This is a genomic window from Lacticaseibacillus camelliae DSM 22697 = JCM 13995 (genome assembly GCF_001311195.1).
GTDB lineage: Bacteria > Bacillota > Bacilli > Lactobacillales > Lactobacillaceae > Lacticaseibacillus > Lacticaseibacillus camelliae.
Window position 1 is genome coordinate 1 of the sequence record NZ_BBAJ01000051.1, and the last position, 16,257, is coordinate 16,257.

The following is a 16,257-nucleotide window of genomic DNA, read 5'->3' on the forward strand; positions in this document are numbered from 1 at the left end:
GGACAGTCGCTCAGCTCCATTAAACGCCGCGGCGTTTTTAGTGCTTGGCAGAAACGGCGGCTTGATCGTCAAAATACCGGCGCTCAGGGCCAAGGCCCCGGACACAAGCGTCAGGCCGCCGGCTACGGTCGCTAGAATCCCTAATGGTAACACGTGCGTTTGTTTCATGACTGGCGCCTCCTTATCTGTATCCAGTTTACCCGATTAGCCAATGGAAAACGTTAAAAATCTGCGATGAGACTCGAGATGATTTTGCAGCGTCTTTTGGCTCGCTGTTTTCTTTGCGGATTTTTTTGTTCGGCAACAGACGTTATCCGTGCAATCAAGATAACCACCATGCTAAGTTTAAGTTAAACATAGTAAACGATTTATGGTTAAGATAAGGGGAAACCAATATGGAAAAGCCAATCAGCGTCCCCAAGACGCAGGCGCCGGCTAAGCCCAAAAGCCGCGTTGGGTCAACCATCGTCCTCAGCGTGGGAATCCTGCTCGCGTTGCTGTTTGCCGCGTCGACGGCGTACTCGGGGATGAAGGCAGGACTCACCGTGGCGGCCGGGATCCCAGGGGCCATCATCGGTTCGGCGGTCGTCCGAGCCTTTGCGCGAAGGGAAGGCTTTGCTGGCACCAACGAAATGCAGGGAATGGCCAGTGGCGGCGAAACCGTCGCCTCCGGAATGATTTTCGTACTGCCCGCGGTGCTTTTGATCGGGGCGCAAATCAACTTTTTTGAGGCGGTGCTGGTCGGCACACTCGGGTGTTGTTCGGAATCGGGACGGCCTCCATTGTCGAAAATCACCTGATTGTCGGCAGTAAGGATACGCTGCTTTATCCAGAAGCGATGGCGATTTCCGAAACCATTCGGGCCAGCGCGGAAGGCGGCCAAGGCATGAAGATGATGGCCTCGGGGTTCGGTATCGGTGGGCTTTTGACCATGGCGACCGGCTCGATGTTTGGCTGGATCAACAACCATTTTGTCATGTACGGGCCTAAGGACTTTAAGTGGAAATTTGAACTGGAAGTGAACCCGTTGCTGGCCGGAATCGGCTTTATCGTCGGCATGCAGGTTGCGTTGCAGATGTTTGCCGGCTCGCTACTGGCGAATTTTGCCATCGCACCTTTGATCGGTTACTTTACCGACATGGCAGGCGGCGGTAATGACGTTTGGAACGCCGCGGGCACAGCGGTGAATTCACTGGGCTTTGACGGCATCTCTGGCAGCTACAATCGCTACCTGGGCGCCGGCATGATGCTTTGCGGGGGCCTGATCGGGGCGGTCAAACTGATTCCGGTGATCGGGCGCTCGCTGAAAGTCGCATTTGGCGGCAAGGAAAAGAAGTCGATGTTTGGCATCATGCTGTTGGGTTTTGCGATTGTCTCTGTTTTTGTTCTCAGCAGCATTTTCTCAGGCAGTTTGATGATTGGGCTGCTTGGCGGGGGGCTGGCCATGATTTTGGCCTTCGTCTTCGTGGTGGTGGCGGCCAATTTGACCGGAACCATCGGCACGTCGAATCTGCCGGTTTCTGGCATGACGATTGCGTCGCTTGTGCTGCTCACCGTTTTGTTCGTCGCGATGGGCTGGACATCAGACTTCGACCTGCGCTCGCTGCTGCTTTTGGCCACCTTCGCGGTGACCGCGATCAGCATTGGCGGTGGGTATTCACAGACGCAAAAAGCGACCGAACTCGTTGGGGCGGCCCGGCCAAAGATGCAGCGGCGGTTTCTGCTGGCGGCTGTGATCGGTGTGATCACAGTGGTTGGTGTGATCGTGGTCTTGGCGCCACAGCTGGCTGACACCAGCGCTGATGCCGCATTTGGCCTGCCTCAGGCGAACCTGATCGCCGCTTTGACCTCGGGCATCATCACCGGGCAGCTGCCGTTTACGATCATCTTTATCGGGGTTGCGATGGGCTTAGTCATGCACTTCCTGAAACTGCCAATCATGACCGTCGCAATCGGCTTTTACTTGCCAATGGCCACGACCGCGATCATCCTGGTGGGCGCAATCGTCCGCATGATCGTTGAAGGTAAAGGTAAACCGGCAAATCAAGAACGCGTTCAGCACGGCGTCTCGCTTTCCTCCGGGTTGATCGCAGGGGGCTCGATTATAGGGCTCACGGGGATTCTTCTGTCGATCAGTGGCGTACTGACGCCAGGCACGCCAAGTGGGCTGCTGGCCGGCAACGGCGCGGCAGTGGCACTGTTAACCATTCTGGTCTTGGCGATGCTTTTCTTCCTTCGTAAATCTTCTGTAACGGCAAAAGCCAATAAATAATGGGTGACGGCCGTCCTGACAAGCTGGGCCTAGGCGGATAATCCCTGTTACATGGGGCTTAACCAGAGGTCTTGGGAATGTAACAAAATAGTTACAAATGCGCCGTGAATTTGCATCAATGTAAAGGTTGTGTATAATGAGCAACATACAAAGCAAAGGAACAGAATCTTCACGGAGCGTTTAAGGGCCGGCACGACTTGGCTGCTTGAACGGCGATGTTATCGGCCCGCGAGGAATCCGAATTTTGAAATAAAAGGAGGATGACGCAGATGGTCACAGTATTAGTCGGTGCAGCCGCACTCTCGTTCAACGGGTTGTGGGTCTACGCGATGTTTGATCGAGCAGGGCGGACCTGCCGTCACCAAAACACCCCTAACATGATGGTTGCTAAGAAAAAATAACCCATAGTTTGGCGTGGAAGAGCGTCGCTGCAATTGGTGCAGCGGCGTTTTTTTTGATGCGCCGTCTGCGCGGCGGACCGCACGGACACACTCAAGGTTTGATGTACGCGTAGCCTTCATGCTGCCGCTTCGCCAGCTCAAAAACGCCCGCGGGTACGACGGTCAAACCCGGCTGTAAGGCGTTCTCGTTGACCTGGTGGCTGACCATGGCGTTGCGGCAGACCGCGACGGTGACGCCTGCCGCAACCAGCGGCTGCAGATCGATCTGACTGGTGGTTTTGGCATCAACCACTGGGGCGCCATTGATCAGCAGCTCAATTTTGCCGGAGAGGCCAGCGGCGTTGGCCGCCGCCTGATAGTTGGCAATATTGCTCAGGACGGTGGGCCATTTAGCGGACTCATCAATGTGAAAAATCGTGTTCATTAGTTTCATCTCCCTGCGTTGAATGTAGCACACATGACTCGAATAAGGGGAATTTGTCAGGTTAAAGGTTGACATATCCGCTGAATCCTGTAAACTTATAAACGTGCTTTAAAGACATTGCCCGTTAGTCAAGGGGTTAAGACGCCTGGTTCTCAGCCAGGAAACACGGGTTCGAATCCCGTACGGGTGATAAGAAGGCCGCTAAACGCTGTTAGCTCAGCGTTTAGCGGCTTTTTCGTGGGCTGAAGCGCCAGGCGAGACGTCACTGGTGCGGTGGCCGATTATTCCGCCTGCGTTGGCGCTTTTGGATCATCGGGCACAAACACGATGGGCCGTTGGCCATGCTTGCCGGTAATAATGTCGACGTCGAAGAAGGACAGCGTCATGGTTTCGCCTCCGGGCTCAACAATGTACTCATCGCGCAGGAGGTACAGGCCGGCAAATACAAACATGAACATCACCGGCAGGACCTCCAGCGAGGCGTAGAAGATGTGCATCACAATCAATGCCACAGTCGCGATGATCAACAAGGTGAGGTACTTACCCTGCTTGCGCTGAATTCGAGCTGCCCGCCGTATTGCGCCATCAGCTGGTTTAACTTGGGCTCTCGAAACCTTCGCCCGTCAGCGCTATGAAAGCTTGCCATCAGCCAAATCCCCCATTTCAAAAACGGCAGCGAACTGGCTGCCGTGACCTTATTTAACGGTACTTAATAAGCTGGACGCCTGCGCCTTCGCGGTCGCGCTCAGCGCTTGATACTCTTGATAGGCTTTGACGTAATTGCCCTGAGCGACCGCCTCACGCAATGGCGCTAGCTCGCTACTGGAAAATACTGCGGCGGCTGCTGTATTGGCCTGCGCTGCCGGGACGCCGGTGGTTGCTTGCACCAGGCTGGCAAATTTATCCTGGTTGCCGGCTGCTTGGACGATTGTGCTCATTTTGGTGTTGTCCAAGGTGCTTGCGGCTTTATCTAACGCGGCATCCGTCGTTGGATCGCCGGTTTTATGGGTTTCGATCTGCTTGACCAGTTGGGATTTCACCGCGCTGTCTGCCGGGGTGTCATTGCCGGTCACGTTGCGGTAAGTGTTGTTGAGCGGGGTGAAGAACACCACCACTAGGACGCCTAATACCACGATGAGCCCCAACAGAATCGCAATCACGCGGGGCCACCGGCGTTTGCGCGCCTTCTTCGTCTTCTTTTGGCTGCGTCGTCTTGCTTCTCGCATGTCATCACTCCTTATATAGGCTCTATTATAGAACGTTCAGGGCAGCTTATTTGGTAAGATTGTCTGTCTTTTCGTTGGTCGCAATGTGAACAACGCGCGAAAAACGCAAGTAGGCGATGAAATGGAAGACCACACCGGCGACCAATAAAATCCCGGCAATGAGGTTGGAAAAGCTGGTGGCGATCATCGACAACAGGTAAATGCTGACACTGCGGGCCGGATCGAGCCGAATCCGCTCGTAATGGCTGGTGATGCCGCTGCGTTCGACCGTTTGCAGTTCCGGATGATGCTCCAGGTAGCGGTACAGCAGTAGAAATGAGAAGGAAATCAGCAGGGCGACCAGGTCGTAAACAATGAACGCCAGCCGGATATCGCTGGTGTTACCGTCTGAAAGGGCCTCAATCAGCAGCACCATGGCGTAGTTCACCAGGGTGACCGCAAAGAGCACGAGCAGGTTAAGGACGTTCAGGGTGCGGTTAGTGCGCTTGACATACTGAAAATAGTCATGGTGAAACAGCCAGCTCGTCCCCACGTAAAAGTACGAGAGAATGTACATCAGAAACAGTGGCGTTTGGTGAAGGACGACTTGGTTCAGTGATCCAGGTTTGATTGTTTCCGGTTGGAATTCCAAAATCAGAATCGTGAGCAGGATGGCGAAGACGCCATCGCTCAATGCATTCACTCGTGATTTACTCATCCTCGATCACCTCTTGAGTAATCTGATCCGCCAGGCGCGCAATCGAGCGGGCGTCTAGAATATGGTCTTCGCTCAGCTGATCTTGGTCCCGCCACCAGCGGCGCAGCGTCTCCTCACCGAATGGCTGTGGTTTGGTCGCGTCACGGGCCAAGGTTTCCTCAAAGGGAAGAGCGAGGTAATAAGACCAAGCGTGAGGGGCAAATGACGCCTTTACGCGCATCAGCATCTCCCCGTACACGTCTTTGCGCAGGATGCCTTCAATGATGGTATAGCGATAATGGGCGCGGCCAAATTCGGCCAGGGTCTCGATCAGGGGGCCGGCCAGGGTGCCTTGATGGTCGCTTGCGTGCAGCAGCTCGCGGCGCAGCGTGTCCTGATGAAGGACGAGGGTTTGACCCGCAGGCAGTCTGGCTTCCAGTTGGGCTGCTAACGTCGTTTTGCCACTGGCAGAATTACCGCGGAGAATAATCAGTGTTGCGACCATGGGGCCACCTCCTTTGCGTTTAGTATGCCGCTTTTTGCGAAAAAAAACACTCACCAGTGATTGGTGAGTGCCAAGGGCGAAAACTTATAGGTTCTTGTCCATATTAAAAGTCAGCTTGGAAAGTTGCATGCCTTGCATCAGCATGCTGGCGATTTGCTTTTTGGCTTCCGCCTTCACTGCAGCCACCAGCTTGTAGTTGGCCTGCGTCAACGCGTCGGTCAGCTCCTGGCCGCTCATGTCTTTCGTTGCCGCGTCGGTTTCCGCAATGTGAACGCGGAAAAGCCGGTACTGCTCAGTCAGGTAATCGCGGTTTTGCTGGATGAACTTGCTGTAGTGGCTTTCCACCAGCATGCCCAAGCTCCGGTGCAACCAGTAGGCGGAGTCTTGATCCACGTCCAGCGTCATCGGGGTTTGGGAGTAGGATGGGTCGGTGTCATCCGCGTTGCAGTAAAACGGCACATTAGGACTGAACGTCGGGATGCCGATGTTCAGCCACATGATCGCGGCGTGGCCGAAGTCGACGTCGTTGCGCAGTTGCAGGATGTGCGAGTTCTGCGTGCGGTTCAGGCCGATTGGGCGGTAGCGCAGCCGGTCGGCATCGGTCGAGTCCTTGGCAAACGGATCGTACGGCGTCTCATTGTAATGCGAACCCAGGATCTGGGCGATGTCCTCGCGGGTGATCTTGTGGTCGGTGCGCATGATAAAGGGCAGCTCGCCGGATTCCGGCTGTTCTTCCGCCTCTGGGTTGAGCACGTGGTGGGCGTACCAGACGCGCGGGGTGTTGTAATGGCGGTCCTTTTCATTGAACGTGCCAAAGATGTGCCGGAAGTTCCAGCCCTTTTTGTCGGGATTCAAGTGATGCTGAGCCACGAAGTCCTGGATGCCGTCACTCCAGATGAAGTTATCCGCGTCGGTGAAGTCGACCTGTTGAATGGCGACCTCGTTGGCGGCGACGGCGTAGGCGTCATCAGGGATGCGCTGGGCGACCCAGTGGTGACCGGTGACGATTTCCATGTACCAAACGTTGTCTTTGTCAGAGAAAAGCACGGAATTGCCGGCCGGCGAGCCGTACTGTTTGATCAGCTGGCCCAGATACTCAACGGCGTGGCGGGCGCTTTCAACGAACGGCAGGGTCATGTTGACGATGAGATCTTCGTCCAGGCCGTCTTTGACCAGCGGATCAAAAGCCAGGGCCCGTTCGTTGCCGTAAGTCGATTCGGTCGCGGACATGGCCACGTTTTTCTCGTTGATCCCGGATTCTTCGTAGTCGCCTTCGTGCTCGGTGTCAACGTTGGGCACCGCGTTGTAGCGGTAGCCGTTTTCCGGCAGATCGGCCTCAAAGCCGTTGAGCGGGGATTTCACGTGCAGGCCCTTCTCCCCGTGCCAGGCTGGATGCATGTAAAACCGGTGCGGTGCGAGGACGTGGAACGTGTCGTCGTTGCGCGAGATCATGGTGCTGCCGTCGATACTGGCATTTTTCCCCACCAGAATGGACGTGCAAGCAGATTCAATTTTCATTCTTACCCCTCATTTCTAATGACTGTACACCTAGTGTACGCCATTCGTTTTCGGTTTGCAGTAGTGGCAGGCTGGGGCGGCCAGGAAGCAAGAAAGTTTAGCGGCGGAAAACTTTTTTCCAGAATCAATTGACAGGGCCGGCCATTTTTCGTAAGATATTACTCGTTGTTAAGTTATTGGGTAGTAGCGAAGTGGTAACGCAATGGACTCTGAATCCATAATCATAGGTTCGATCCCTATCTACCCAATCCTTGCCGGACAATGATGTCCGGCTTTTTTTATTGCGGCACGGGTATACTGGAATTTGGACTATTTTAATTGAGAAGGGATCGTTATGGTCAAAATAAAACGTTTTTGGCGGCTGCTGGCTGCCGGGTTGGTGTTACTCGCGTTGGCCGGTTGCGGCCAGAAGCAGGTGACGCCCAAGCTGCGGCCGAACGATCCGTACACCGATAGCGAGTTTTCGCTGGGGACAATCTGCAAGGTCACCGTTTACGACAGCGGCAAAAAAAAGGCCGTCAAAGATGGGCTGAGGACGATTCGCCACATTGACAGCGAGGCCACCTTGACTCGCAGCGGGTCAGTGCTGGACAAGATCAATGCCAACGCCGGCATCAGGCCGGTCCGCGTGCCGAAAGACTTTTGGCCGCTGCTGAAAAAAGCGCAGTATTTTTCTAAAAACTCGAACGGCAGCTTCGATATGGCGATCGGCGCCGTGACCAACCTGTGGAAAATCGGCTTGCCCGGGGCCGGGTGCCCAAACCCGCGGAAATCACGGCAGCCTTGCCGCTGGTCAACTGGCGCGACGTGCAGCTCAACGCCAAAACGTGCACGGTGTACCTGACCAAAAAAGGGATGCGGCTGGACTTTGGCGGCATCGCCAAGGGCTGGGTCGCTGATCAGGTCCGGCAGACGCTTAAAAAAAAGACGGCGTCACCACGGCCATCATCGACCTTGGCGGCAACGTGGTGGTCATGGGCCATTCGCCAAAAGCTGCCGGCCGCAAATGGACGATTGGCATCCAGGATCCGAAGGCTAGCCGCGGCACGGCCCTGGGCACGATCCATGCCGCCAACATGTCGGTCGTGACCGCCGGGACGTACGAACAGTACCTCATGTCTCACGGGCACAAGTACATCTACTTGTTTGATGCCAAAACGGGTTATCCTTACGACAACAACCTGGCCTCAGTCACGATTGTGTCTAAGCAAAGCGTCGACGGCGATGCGCTGTCCAATGCCGCTTTCGACAAAGGGTTGCGCGGTGGGCTTGCGTACATGAACAAAAAGCGGGGCCAGGACATTGAAGCCATTTTTGTGACCAATAATAATCGGGTGTATATCACGAACGGCCTCAAGTCTGACTTCAAACTCGTCAAAGGGACCAACTATCGCCCAGGAAACTTCAAGGCCTAAAGTGCAGCCGCTCTGCCAACCCCTGCCCGGGGCGCAGTTGGCGTCTTTTGGCATCGTTTAGGCGGACTTCAATCGTTTTCGTTCTGTTTTCGATCAGCTGAAATTGGTCGTGCGTGATGGCCATTTCCATGGACTCGCCTCCATTTGGTGACAGTATCCCTTACGGGGCAGACAAGCAGCGCCTAGACGTGCTAAAATACTGAGGAAAAATGAGGAGGCTGGCCATGTCCCATCAACAAGACTCAAACCATTATGTGCAGCAGTTCATTGACCAAATCATTGCCTTACTGCTGTTGATTTTTGTTTGGCTCATGCGGGCCTCGCTGGGGCCCACTTGGACGAAGATCCTGATCGTTGTGGCGCTGCTCATTTCGCTTGCCGATTACGTCTTCTTGGGCCGCAAGAATAAGCGTCAAAAAAATAAGATCCCGGCCGCGGCGGTCGGAATCTTATTTTTTTTCGAATGGTCCACAGAAAAATCGCATAGCCTAAACAAATTAGACCATAGACGATTGCGGCCAGCACTACGAAGAGGAGCCAAGGCCAGTCGAAGAGGATGCGCATGCCCCAAAGCAAAGCTGCCATGATGCCCGCTTGGACGGCCCGGGTGCGCAGATCCGCGATCTGTTTATTCAAAGGACACCTCGACGTACAGAAATTTCGCGGTCGTCACATGGCTGAGCGTTAACCAAAGCGCTTTGGGCTCAGGCGGCTCGTCGGGGTCAACTTGCTTGGCTAACCAGTGAACCAGCCGCCGGTGATGGGGAATAAATTCGTCAGACAGCGGAAACGCGTTTAGCCGATTCTCTGGGAACCATTCGTGCAGGCCGGGAAAAATCAGCGTGTCTTTAAGGCGAAAGCTGATCGTGTTCTGGTAGCCGCGGCGAATAATCGTGGTTTGCTGCGGATGCGTTTTGATGTATGTGAGTACTTGTGTTGCCAGGTCCAAATCAGTCACCTCCGTCTTCAGTCCGAGTAGAATAACTGCGGAATATGATACCATGGAACTATTGGAAAGTATAGAACGGGGGCCTTCAGATGACAGTCCATTTATACCTGGTAAGACACGGTGAAACCGAGATGAACCGGGCGCAGAAGCTTCAGGGTGTGACCGATGCCGCGCTGACGGCCAAAGGTCAGGAAGCCGCCGTCCAGCTTGGCACTTTGCTGAAGCCGATTCATTTCGACGCGGCGTATAGTTCCGATCGCCGCCGCGCGGTTGCCACAGCAAAGGCAATTTTGGCCGAGCACGCGGACGCCCCGGCACTCGAGGAAAAGGCGGGCCTGCGCGAATATTACTTTGGCGGCAACGAGGGCATGAGTAACATGAAATTGATGCGCAAGACGACGCAGCGCTACGGCGTGCGGGCGTTTGCCAAGATGTGGCTGGATGCGCCGCAGTTTCGGACCCTGGTCCGCAATTTTCACGCCATGGATGACACCGGCCAGGCGGAGACCTTGGACGAGCTGATCACGCGGGTGCGGCAGACTTTTGACGAGATTGTTGACGCCAATCAGCCCGAGGCCAATGTTCTGGTCGTGGCGCATGGGGTCAGTTTAAGTGCGTTGATCTACCAGTTGGCCCCAGACCAGCTGCCAGTCACGCTACTCAAGAACACGAGCGTCACCCGCGTTGACGTGACCGGCGACCAGTGGGTGGTGCGCGGGGTCAACTTGACGGCGCCCAGAGAAATCCTCGCCCTGGCGGGAGCGCCGCAGTCGACGCCCGAACAGGAATAAAGCAATGCTGGCTCTGTGGTTGGCGATCACGCGACCGCAGGGTGTTTTTTTTGAAGAATTTTCTGAAAACAAATCGAAATATTGTTGTTTTTCGAACATAAGCGCGTATAATGACAAGTTGTCACATGACATTATGTCATTTTTTTAGAAAGGAGCCCGTATGCCAAAACCAACCTTTTTCCGCCTGGCGGAAACAAAACGCAAACGGCTGATCAAGGCGGCCTATGATGAGTTCTCGCGTGCGTCATTCCAGGATGCAAGCATCTCGAATATCATCAAGGAAGCCGGCATTCCGCGCGGTAGCTTCTACCAGTATTTTGAAGATAAAAGCGACATCTTTTTTTTACTTGCTGGATCGCACTCGGTCTTCGACTGAGGAACTTTACATGCAGGCCATGACTCGGCATGACGGGGACCTGTTTGGGATGATGGCGGATTTTTCGACACGTCAGTCGAAAACTGCTGAAGGGGCCACACCGAGAATTCTATGAAAATGTTTTTTTGTTCATGGATTTTCACAACGCGGCACACTTCAGCTCAATGCCAAAAAAAGGCGCCAGACCCACACCCGAAAAAGGTGTTTCTTGACTATACACTTGAGCACATCGACCGCAGCAAGCTGCGCGTGAAGTCAGATGAAGACGTCGCGATGCTGTTTCGCCAAGTGATGTGGATCTTCATGCAGTCGATCGGCTATTATTACACTCGGCGCAGGAATGGCGAGAACGTGACCACAACAGCCTTGAAAGCCCGCATGGCTAAGATGCTGAACTGGTTGCAGTACGGCGTCGTGATATCAGAGGAGGAAGTACATGATTAAATTAGCGAAAGGCCGCGTCTCGATTGCGCAGATTACTGGGGCGGTGCTGTTCATGATCATTCAGGTCATCACCAGCCTTTATTTGCCTGATTTGACCGCTGACATCGTCAACAACGGGGTCGCGACCGGCAATATTAACTACATTTGGCAGGAAGGTTTCAAGATGATCGCGTTTGCGGTCATCAGCGCCTTAGCGGCCATCTGCAACGTCTTCTTGGCGGCGCGGGTCTCCCAGAAATTGGGGCAGCGCATTCGCTCTGACGTTTATCGCAAGGTCATCACTTACTCGCATGATGAGATGGACCAAATTGGGACCAGTAGTTTGATCACGCGGACCACCAACGACGTGACGCAGATTCAAAACGTCTGGGTCATGATCCTGCGCATGATGATCATGGCGCCGATCATGCTGATTGGGGCCAGCTTCCTGGCATACCAGAAGAACCACACGCTGACGCTGATTTTTCTGGTGGTGCTGCCCATCATGGCGATTTTCATCGGGATTGTGATGAAGTTTGCTGTGCCACTGTTCCGCGGCATGCAGCAAAAAACTGATAACATCAACTTGGTCTTTCGCGAAGGCCTGACCGGGGTCCGGGTCATCCGGGCGTTTCGGCAGGACAAGTTTGAGCAGGACCGGTTTGAAGGCGTCAACCAGGATTACACCAACAACGCCGTAAAGGTCTTTTCCATCATGCAATGATGATGCCGGTCATGACGCTGATCATGTCTGGGACCAACATAGCCATCGACTGGTGGGGCGGTCACCTGATCGCGGCCCAAGCGATGCAAACTGGGAACCTGATTGCGTTCATTACTTACGCGATGCAGATTCTGATGAGCTTCATGATGCTGTCGATGATCTTCGTCTTCATTCCTCGGGCGCAGGCCTCGGCGGTCCGAATCAATGAAGTGCTGGACCAAACGACGACGGTCAAGTCGCCGGCAAATCCGACACCATTCGCCGATACCACGCCTGAGCTTCAGTTTGACCACGTGCAGTTCCGTTATCACGGGGCCGAGGATCCGGCTTTGCAAGGCGTTGATTTTGACATGAAGGCCGGCCAGACGCTAGCCATTATTGGCGGCACTGGTTCTGGTAAAAGTACTTTGGTTAACCTGATCCCGCGGTTCTATGACGTGGAAGAAGGGGCGGTCAAAGTGAACGGGATGAACGTCAAGGACGTGGACCTGGACGAACTGCACCGCAAGATTGCATTTGTGCCGCAGAAGGCCAACCTCTTCTCTGGGACGGTTCGTTCCAACATGCAGTATGGCAACGATGACGCGACAGATGACGAAATCTGGCACGCCTTGGAAGTGGCCCAGGCCAAAGACTTCATCGCGGCCAATCCGGAAGGGTTGGACTACCAAGTTGAACAAGGCGGGGATAACTTCTCCGGTGGCCAAAAGCAGCGCCTGGCCATTGCACGGGCGCTGATCAAAGACGCCGCCGTCTATGTGTTCGATGATTCGTTTTCCGCGCTGGACTTTAAGACCGACGCCGAGCTGCGGCAGGCTCTCAAGGACGACGAAAAGATTTCTCAGCGCGTTGTGGTCATTGTCGGTCAGCGAGTGTCGACGGTTGCCGATGCCGACACGATCGTCGTGCTGGACAACGGCAAGATGGTCGGCCGCGGCAAGCACGCCGAGCTGAAGGCCAACAATGAGACTTACCGGGAAATTGTTAACTCACAAATTCGCGAAGGGGATGAGAAATAATGGCTGAAACGAATCGCACGACTTCAACCAGGCCAGCAGGCGGCGGTCACGGACCAGGGGCCCGCGGCGGCGTGGTCGAAAAGCCTAAGAACTTCTGGGGCACCACCTTCCGCCTGTTTGGCTATATGAAATCTCGCTTGGTCGGCATTGTGATCGTTATGCTCTTTGCCATTGCGTCCACGATTTTTCAGATCCGGACCCCAAAGATTTTGGGGGAAGCGACGACTGAAATCTTTAAGGGCTACATGAAGGGGGTCGCCCAGCAAAAGGCCGGCATCCCGATGAAGCAGTTCCCCATTAATTTTGACAAGATCAAGGAGATTATGATCGTTGTGATCTTCATGTACCTGGCGTCGGCGCTGTTCTCCTTCATGCAGCAGTTCATCATGACCCGCATTTCTCAGCGCACGGTTTACGACCTGCGCAAGGAGCTCAAGGCCAAAATGCAGCGGCTGCCGATCAACTATTACGACACCCACAGCAACGGCGATATTATGTCCCGTGCCATCAACGACATGGATAACATTGCTTCGACCCTGCAGCAGAGTCTGACCCAGTTGGTCACTAGTGCGTTTACCTTCATTGGGACTTTGTGGATGATGCTGACGATTTCTTGGAAGCTGACCTTAATCGCGCTGATTACGATTCCGTTGAGTCTTGTCATCGTGGGCATTGTTGCGCCGCGCTCGCAGAAGTATTTTGCCGGTCAGCAGAAGGCGCTTGGCCTGCTGAACAACTATGTCGAGGAAAATTACGCCGGTCAGGTGATTGTGAAGTCGTTTAACCGCGAGGAAGACGCGATGAAGACCTTCGAAGTCGAGAATCAGGCGTTTTATGATTCGGCCTGGAAGGCGCAGTTTGTTTCCGGCATCATCATGCCGCTCATGACGTTCCTGAATAACCTCGGGTACGTGTTCGTGGCGATTTTTGGGGGCATCTCGGTCTCCAATGGGACAGTCACCCTGGGGAATGTGCAGGCCTTCCTGCAGTACACCCAGCAGTTCTCTCAGCCAATTTCACAACTGGCGAACTTGGCCAACACCATTCAAAACACCATCGCTTCGGCTGAACGTGTCTTTGAGGTCATCGACGAACCGGAGATGGAAGACATCGAATCTGGTGTGACGCCAATCGAAGGCGACAAGCACCCGCTAGTCATGGATCACGTCAAGTTTGGCTACCAAAACAGCCCAATTCTGATGAAGGATTACAACTTGACCGTTGAGCCGGGCCAGATGATCGCGATTGTTGGGCCGACTGGGGCCGGCAAGACGACGGTTATCAACATGCTGGAGCGCTTCTACGACGTCAGCGGCGGCTCCATCCGGATGTGGGGCACCGATATTCGCGACATGACGCGCGAGGATGTGCGCAAGCACTACGCGATGGTCCTGCAGGACACGTGGCTGTTTACCGGCACGATTTGGGATAACCTGAAGTACGGGCGAGAAGACGCGACCGATGAGGAGATTCTGAACGCGGCCAAGGCGGCGCACGTGGACAGTTTCGTCCGCCAGCTGCCGAAGGGTTACAATACGGTCTTAAACGAATCCGCTTCTAACATTTCGCAAGGCCAACGCCAGCTGCTGACGATTGCCCGTGCCTTTGTGGCGGATCCCGAGATCCTGATCCTCGATGAGGCGACGAGTTCCGTTGATACCCGGACTGAAGTGCACATTCAGCACGCGATGAGTCGCCTGCTGAAGGGCCGCACGAGTTTCGTGGTCGCCCACCGGCTGTCCACGATTCGCGATGCCGACAACATTATCGTCATGAACCACGGTTCGATTGTTGAAACTGGTGATCACGATACGCTGATGGCCAAGAACGGCTTCTACGCCGATCTGTACAATAGTCAGTTCAGCGGCAGTACGACGATTTAATGAGGTACGAATAACTCCCACCAGGCGGTTTGGTCGCTTGGTGGGAGTTTTTTTGCTGCGAGTCAAAATCCGTGCGCTTTCCTGCAAACTCGATTATGCTGTAAACCAAATCGGCAGGAGGTGAGCAAAATGACGCAGATGATGCTTAATCCATCGTCGCGAATTGGTTTTGTCGCATTGCGCGTTCACGATTTAACCGTGATGCGTGCTTGGTACGTGCAGATGTTGGGTCTGGAGGTCCTGCAAGACAGTCGACATCAGGTCCTGCTGGGCCTCCAGGCAAACCACCGAGTGTTGCTGCTGCTTGAGGGCGGGGGGAACATTTCCAAAACCCCAACGGCAGGGCTGAGCGCATTTGCGCTTTCCGTGCCGACGCTGCCTGTGGTGCTGAAGCAGGTGGCCTGGCTTCACGCGCAGGGGGTCGCGGTCAGCCCGTGGTTTAAAACCGGGTTCAGCCGCGGCGTCCGGGTGAACGACCCGGAAGGCAATGAAGTGATCCTGGAGTATGATGAGGGGCCGCGCCTGGTCGTGGGCCACGGGTACAATTTCACAGATGCGGCGGGCAAACCACTGCCGACGCCGCACCTGCCAAAAGCGCCGAGACGGGCGCCACTGTTGCCCCCGCCCTCGTTTATCGGCAGGCTCGTGGTTGAAACGCCGGCGCTGATGGCAACGATTGATCATGTTCAAAACACCCTGGGGTTCATTCTGCAGCAGAAAACGCCTAACTGGGGGTATTTGACAGTTGGCGATAATACCATGCACTTCGGCATTGAGGTGGTCAAAAGACAGCTGGGGCCTAGGCCCGCTGATGTCATCGGCGCCCACTATGTCAGTGTGATCATTCCTAACCACAGCATGATGAATCTACTTCAACTCAATCTTCAAACGCGAGGCTGGATTGATTTTGATTACGATGCCGCCAACGATTACCTGATGATCGACGGGCCCAATCACTTGACCCTTTGGTTCTCCATTGCGTGACGACGGTCGACCAGTTACTGGTCGGCCTTTTGCGTGCCGCGGTATACTAGACCGTATTGGAGGCACAGACATGGACGTGATGCAGGAATTACGCACGATTGTAGATCAGAAAATGGCGCCTGGGGTTTCCGCGGCCTGGCTTCATGACGGGGTCGCGGCACTCACCGTGTACGGCGAGGCAACGTGGCAGCCGACTAAAACGCCGCTTCACTCGGGGATGCTGTACGACTTGGCTTCGCTGACGAAAGTGATCGGCACCACCACGGTATTTTTACAGGCGCTTGATGATGGCCGCGTGGGCGTGGACGATGCTATCAGTGGGTATCTGCGAGTTTCACCAGCCACAACGTTTCGCCAGGCGTTGACGCACACCTCCGGCCTGGAGGGGTACATTCCGCATCGCGACGAGCTGCCGCCCAAGGCGCTGCGCCAGGCACTGATCACGCAGTTAAAAGTGACTGGGGAGTGTGATCACAAAGTCGTGTATCGCGACGTGAATCTGCTGCTGGTGGGTTGGGCCTTGGAAAATATTTACGGCAGGCCGATTCAGGCGCTGATTCAGCAGCGCGTCCTGAGTCCGCTGGGGCTGCAGACGGCAACGTTTGCCCCGGACCCTTCGCGGTGTGTGCCGACGACCTACTCGGCCGCAGCGGGCCTGCGTCGCGGCGTGG

The 16,257-nt window shown here is 54.9% G+C and carries 16 protein-coding genes, 2 tRNA genes and 3 pseudogenes; 13 read left to right on the forward strand and 8 right to left on the reverse strand.

Going from position 1 to position 16,257, the window contains the following annotated elements; genetic code table 11:
* The first annotated feature begins 527 nt into the window (after positions 1-527).
* Both JCM13995_RS09400 and JCM13995_RS17100 read left to right on the forward strand, forming a co-directional pair.
* A pseudogene (locus JCM13995_RS09400) lies at positions 528-2,272 on the forward strand (OPT/YSL family transporter).
* 269 nt (positions 2,273-2,541) lie between these two features.
* Positions 2,542-2,673 carry a hypothetical protein gene (locus JCM13995_RS17100; protein ID WP_263849641.1) on the forward strand — a complete coding sequence of 44 codons (132 nt, stop codon included), beginning with the start codon at positions 2,542-2,544 and terminating at the stop codon, positions 2,671-2,673.
* 91 nt (positions 2,674-2,764) lie between these two features.
* Here JCM13995_RS17100 and JCM13995_RS09405 read toward each other — a convergent pair whose 3' ends face one another.
* Complete coding sequence (locus JCM13995_RS09405; protein ID WP_054664983.1) at positions 2,765-3,097, reverse strand: DsrE family protein; 333 nt, start codon at positions 3,095-3,097, stop codon at positions 2,765-2,767.
* 118 nt (positions 3,098-3,215) lie between these two features.
* Here JCM13995_RS09405 and JCM13995_RS09410 point away from each other — a divergent pair.
* Positions 3,216-3,287: transfer RNA gene (locus tag JCM13995_RS09410), tRNA-Glu, on the forward strand.
* A 91-nt stretch (positions 3,288-3,378) separates the two neighbouring features.
* On the opposite strand, the gene JCM13995_RS09415 is transcribed toward JCM13995_RS09410, so the two are convergent.
* From JCM13995_RS09415 to JCM13995_RS09435, 5 genes are all read right to left on the reverse strand, one after another.
* Positions 3,379-3,627: a hypothetical protein gene (locus JCM13995_RS09415; protein ID WP_054664987.1), complete on the reverse strand. Its 249-nt coding sequence runs from the start codon at positions 3,625-3,627 to the stop codon at positions 3,379-3,381.
* Between the two features lie 165 nt (positions 3,628-3,792).
* Complete coding sequence (locus JCM13995_RS09420; protein WP_054664988.1) at positions 3,793-4,323, reverse strand: hypothetical protein; 531 nt, start codon at positions 4,321-4,323, stop codon at positions 3,793-3,795.
* A 46-nt stretch (positions 4,324-4,369) separates the two neighbouring features.
* Positions 4,370-5,020: a TMEM175 family protein gene (locus JCM13995_RS09425; protein ID WP_054664991.1), complete on the reverse strand. Its 651-nt coding sequence runs from the start codon at positions 5,018-5,020 to the stop codon at positions 4,370-4,372.
* The gene (locus JCM13995_RS09430) at positions 5,013-5,504 is read right to left on the reverse strand and encodes an AAA family ATPase (protein ID WP_054664994.1); all 492 of its coding nucleotides are present in this window, start codon (positions 5,502-5,504) and stop codon (positions 5,013-5,015) included. The genes JCM13995_RS09425 and JCM13995_RS09430 overlap by 8 nt, the downstream gene beginning before the upstream one ends.
* Before the next feature lie 84 nt (positions 5,505-5,588).
* Positions 5,589-7,022 carry a C69 family dipeptidase gene (locus JCM13995_RS09435; protein WP_054664997.1) on the reverse strand — a complete coding sequence of 478 codons (1,434 nt, stop codon included), beginning with the start codon at positions 7,020-7,022 and terminating at the stop codon, positions 5,589-5,591.
* A gap of 177 nt (positions 7,023-7,199) precedes the next feature.
* On the opposite strand from JCM13995_RS09435, the gene JCM13995_RS09440 reads away from it, so the two are divergent.
* Together JCM13995_RS09440 and JCM13995_RS09445 are read left to right on the forward strand one after the other, a co-directional pair.
* Positions 7,200-7,270: transfer RNA gene (locus tag JCM13995_RS09440), tRNA-Gln, on the forward strand.
* A gap of 95 nt (positions 7,271-7,365) precedes the next feature.
* Positions 7,366-8,437, forward strand: a pseudogene (locus tag JCM13995_RS09445) (FAD:protein FMN transferase).
* Here JCM13995_RS09445 and JCM13995_RS14560 read toward each other — a convergent pair.
* Complete coding sequence (locus tag JCM13995_RS14560) at positions 8,427-8,567, reverse strand: ASCH domain-containing protein (protein WP_156314419.1); 141 nt, start codon at positions 8,565-8,567, stop codon at positions 8,427-8,429. The pseudogene JCM13995_RS09445 and the gene JCM13995_RS14560 overlap by 11 nt on opposite strands.
* A 94-nt stretch (positions 8,568-8,661) precedes the next feature.
* Between JCM13995_RS14560 and JCM13995_RS09450 the strand changes: the two genes are divergently transcribed.
* A complete protein-coding gene (locus tag JCM13995_RS09450) occupies positions 8,662-9,024 on the forward strand; it encodes a hypothetical protein (protein WP_054665000.1) in 363 nt (120 codons plus the stop codon).
* 41 nt (positions 9,025-9,065) lie between these two features.
* Here JCM13995_RS09450 and JCM13995_RS09455 read toward each other — a convergent pair whose 3' ends face one another.
* Positions 9,066-9,386, reverse strand: coding sequence for a hypothetical protein (locus JCM13995_RS09455; protein ID WP_054665003.1), 321 nt, complete (start codon positions 9,384-9,386; stop codon positions 9,066-9,068).
* 89 nt (positions 9,387-9,475) lie between these two features.
* Here JCM13995_RS09455 and JCM13995_RS09460 point away from each other — a divergent pair, with 89 nt between their 5' ends.
* From JCM13995_RS09460 to JCM13995_RS09485, 7 genes and pseudogenes are all read left to right on the forward strand, one after another.
* Positions 9,476-10,177: a histidine phosphatase family protein gene (locus JCM13995_RS09460; RefSeq protein ID WP_054665006.1), complete on the forward strand. Its 702-nt coding sequence runs from the start codon at positions 9,476-9,478 to the stop codon at positions 10,175-10,177.
* Positions 10,178-10,337: 160 nt separating this feature from the next.
* Positions 10,338-10,553, forward strand: a complete 216-nt coding sequence (locus tag JCM13995_RS16160) for a TetR/AcrR family transcriptional regulator (RefSeq protein WP_225350832.1) — start codon at positions 10,338-10,340, stop codon at positions 10,551-10,553.
* Between the two features lie 117 nt (positions 10,554-10,670).
* On the forward strand, positions 10,671-10,997 hold the full coding sequence (locus JCM13995_RS16165; protein WP_225350833.1) for a hypothetical protein: 327 nt from the start codon (positions 10,671-10,673) through the stop codon (positions 10,995-10,997).
* Positions 10,990-12,719, forward strand: a pseudogene (locus JCM13995_RS09470) (ABC transporter ATP-binding protein). The gene JCM13995_RS16165 and the pseudogene JCM13995_RS09470 overlap by 8 nt, the downstream one beginning before the upstream one ends.
* Entirely contained in the window at positions 12,719-14,602 is a 1,884-nt protein-coding gene (locus tag JCM13995_RS09475) for an ABC transporter ATP-binding protein (RefSeq protein ID WP_054665009.1), read from the forward strand. Before JCM13995_RS09470 ends, JCM13995_RS09475 begins: the two are co-directional and overlap by 1 nt.
* Before the next feature lie 129 nt (positions 14,603-14,731).
* A complete protein-coding gene (locus JCM13995_RS09480) occupies positions 14,732-15,586 on the forward strand; it encodes a VOC family protein (protein WP_054665012.1) in 855 nt (284 codons plus the stop codon).
* A gap of 70 nt (positions 15,587-15,656) precedes the next feature.
* Positions 15,657-16,257, forward strand: a 601-nt coding sequence (locus JCM13995_RS09485) for a serine hydrolase domain-containing protein (RefSeq protein ID WP_156314421.1), incomplete at its 3' end; no start/stop codon positions are given.

Coding starts and splice junctions, on each gene's coding strand:
- JCM13995_RS17100 (WP_263849641.1), top strand. CDS start 2,542: ATGGTCACAGTATTAGTCGGTGCAGCCGCACTCTCGTTCAACGGGTTG.
- JCM13995_RS09405 (WP_054664983.1), bottom strand. CDS start 3,097: ATGAACACGATTTTTCACATTGATGAGTCCGCTAAATGGCCCACCGTC.
- JCM13995_RS09420 (WP_054664988.1), bottom strand. CDS start 4,323: ATGCGAGAAGCAAGACGACGCAGCCAAAAGAAGACGAAGAAGGCGCGC.
- JCM13995_RS09425 (WP_054664991.1), bottom strand. CDS start 5,020: ATGAGTAAATCACGAGTGAATGCATTGAGCGATGGCGTCTTCGCCATC.
- JCM13995_RS09430 (WP_054664994.1), bottom strand. CDS start 5,504: ATGGTCGCAACACTGATTATTCTCCGCGGTAATTCTGCCAGTGGCAAA.
- JCM13995_RS09435 (WP_054664997.1), bottom strand. CDS start 7,022: ATGAAAATTGAATCTGCTTGCACGTCCATTCTGGTGGGGAAAAATGCC.
- JCM13995_RS14560 (WP_156314419.1), bottom strand. CDS start 8,567: ATGGAAATGGCCATCACGCACGACCAATTTCAGCTGATCGAAAACAGA.
- JCM13995_RS09450 (WP_054665000.1), top strand. CDS start 8,662: ATGTCCCATCAACAAGACTCAAACCATTATGTGCAGCAGTTCATTGAC.
- JCM13995_RS09460 (WP_054665006.1), top strand. CDS start 9,476: ATGACAGTCCATTTATACCTGGTAAGACACGGTGAAACCGAGATGAAC.
- JCM13995_RS16160 (WP_225350832.1), top strand. CDS start 10,338: ATGCCAAAACCAACCTTTTTCCGCCTGGCGGAAACAAAACGCAAACGG.
- JCM13995_RS16165 (WP_225350833.1), top strand. CDS start 10,671: ATGTTTTTTTGTTCATGGATTTTCACAACGCGGCACACTTCAGCTCAA.
- JCM13995_RS09475 (WP_054665009.1), top strand. CDS start 12,719: ATGGCTGAAACGAATCGCACGACTTCAACCAGGCCAGCAGGCGGCGGT.
- JCM13995_RS09480 (WP_054665012.1), top strand. CDS start 14,732: ATGACGCAGATGATGCTTAATCCATCGTCGCGAATTGGTTTTGTCGCA.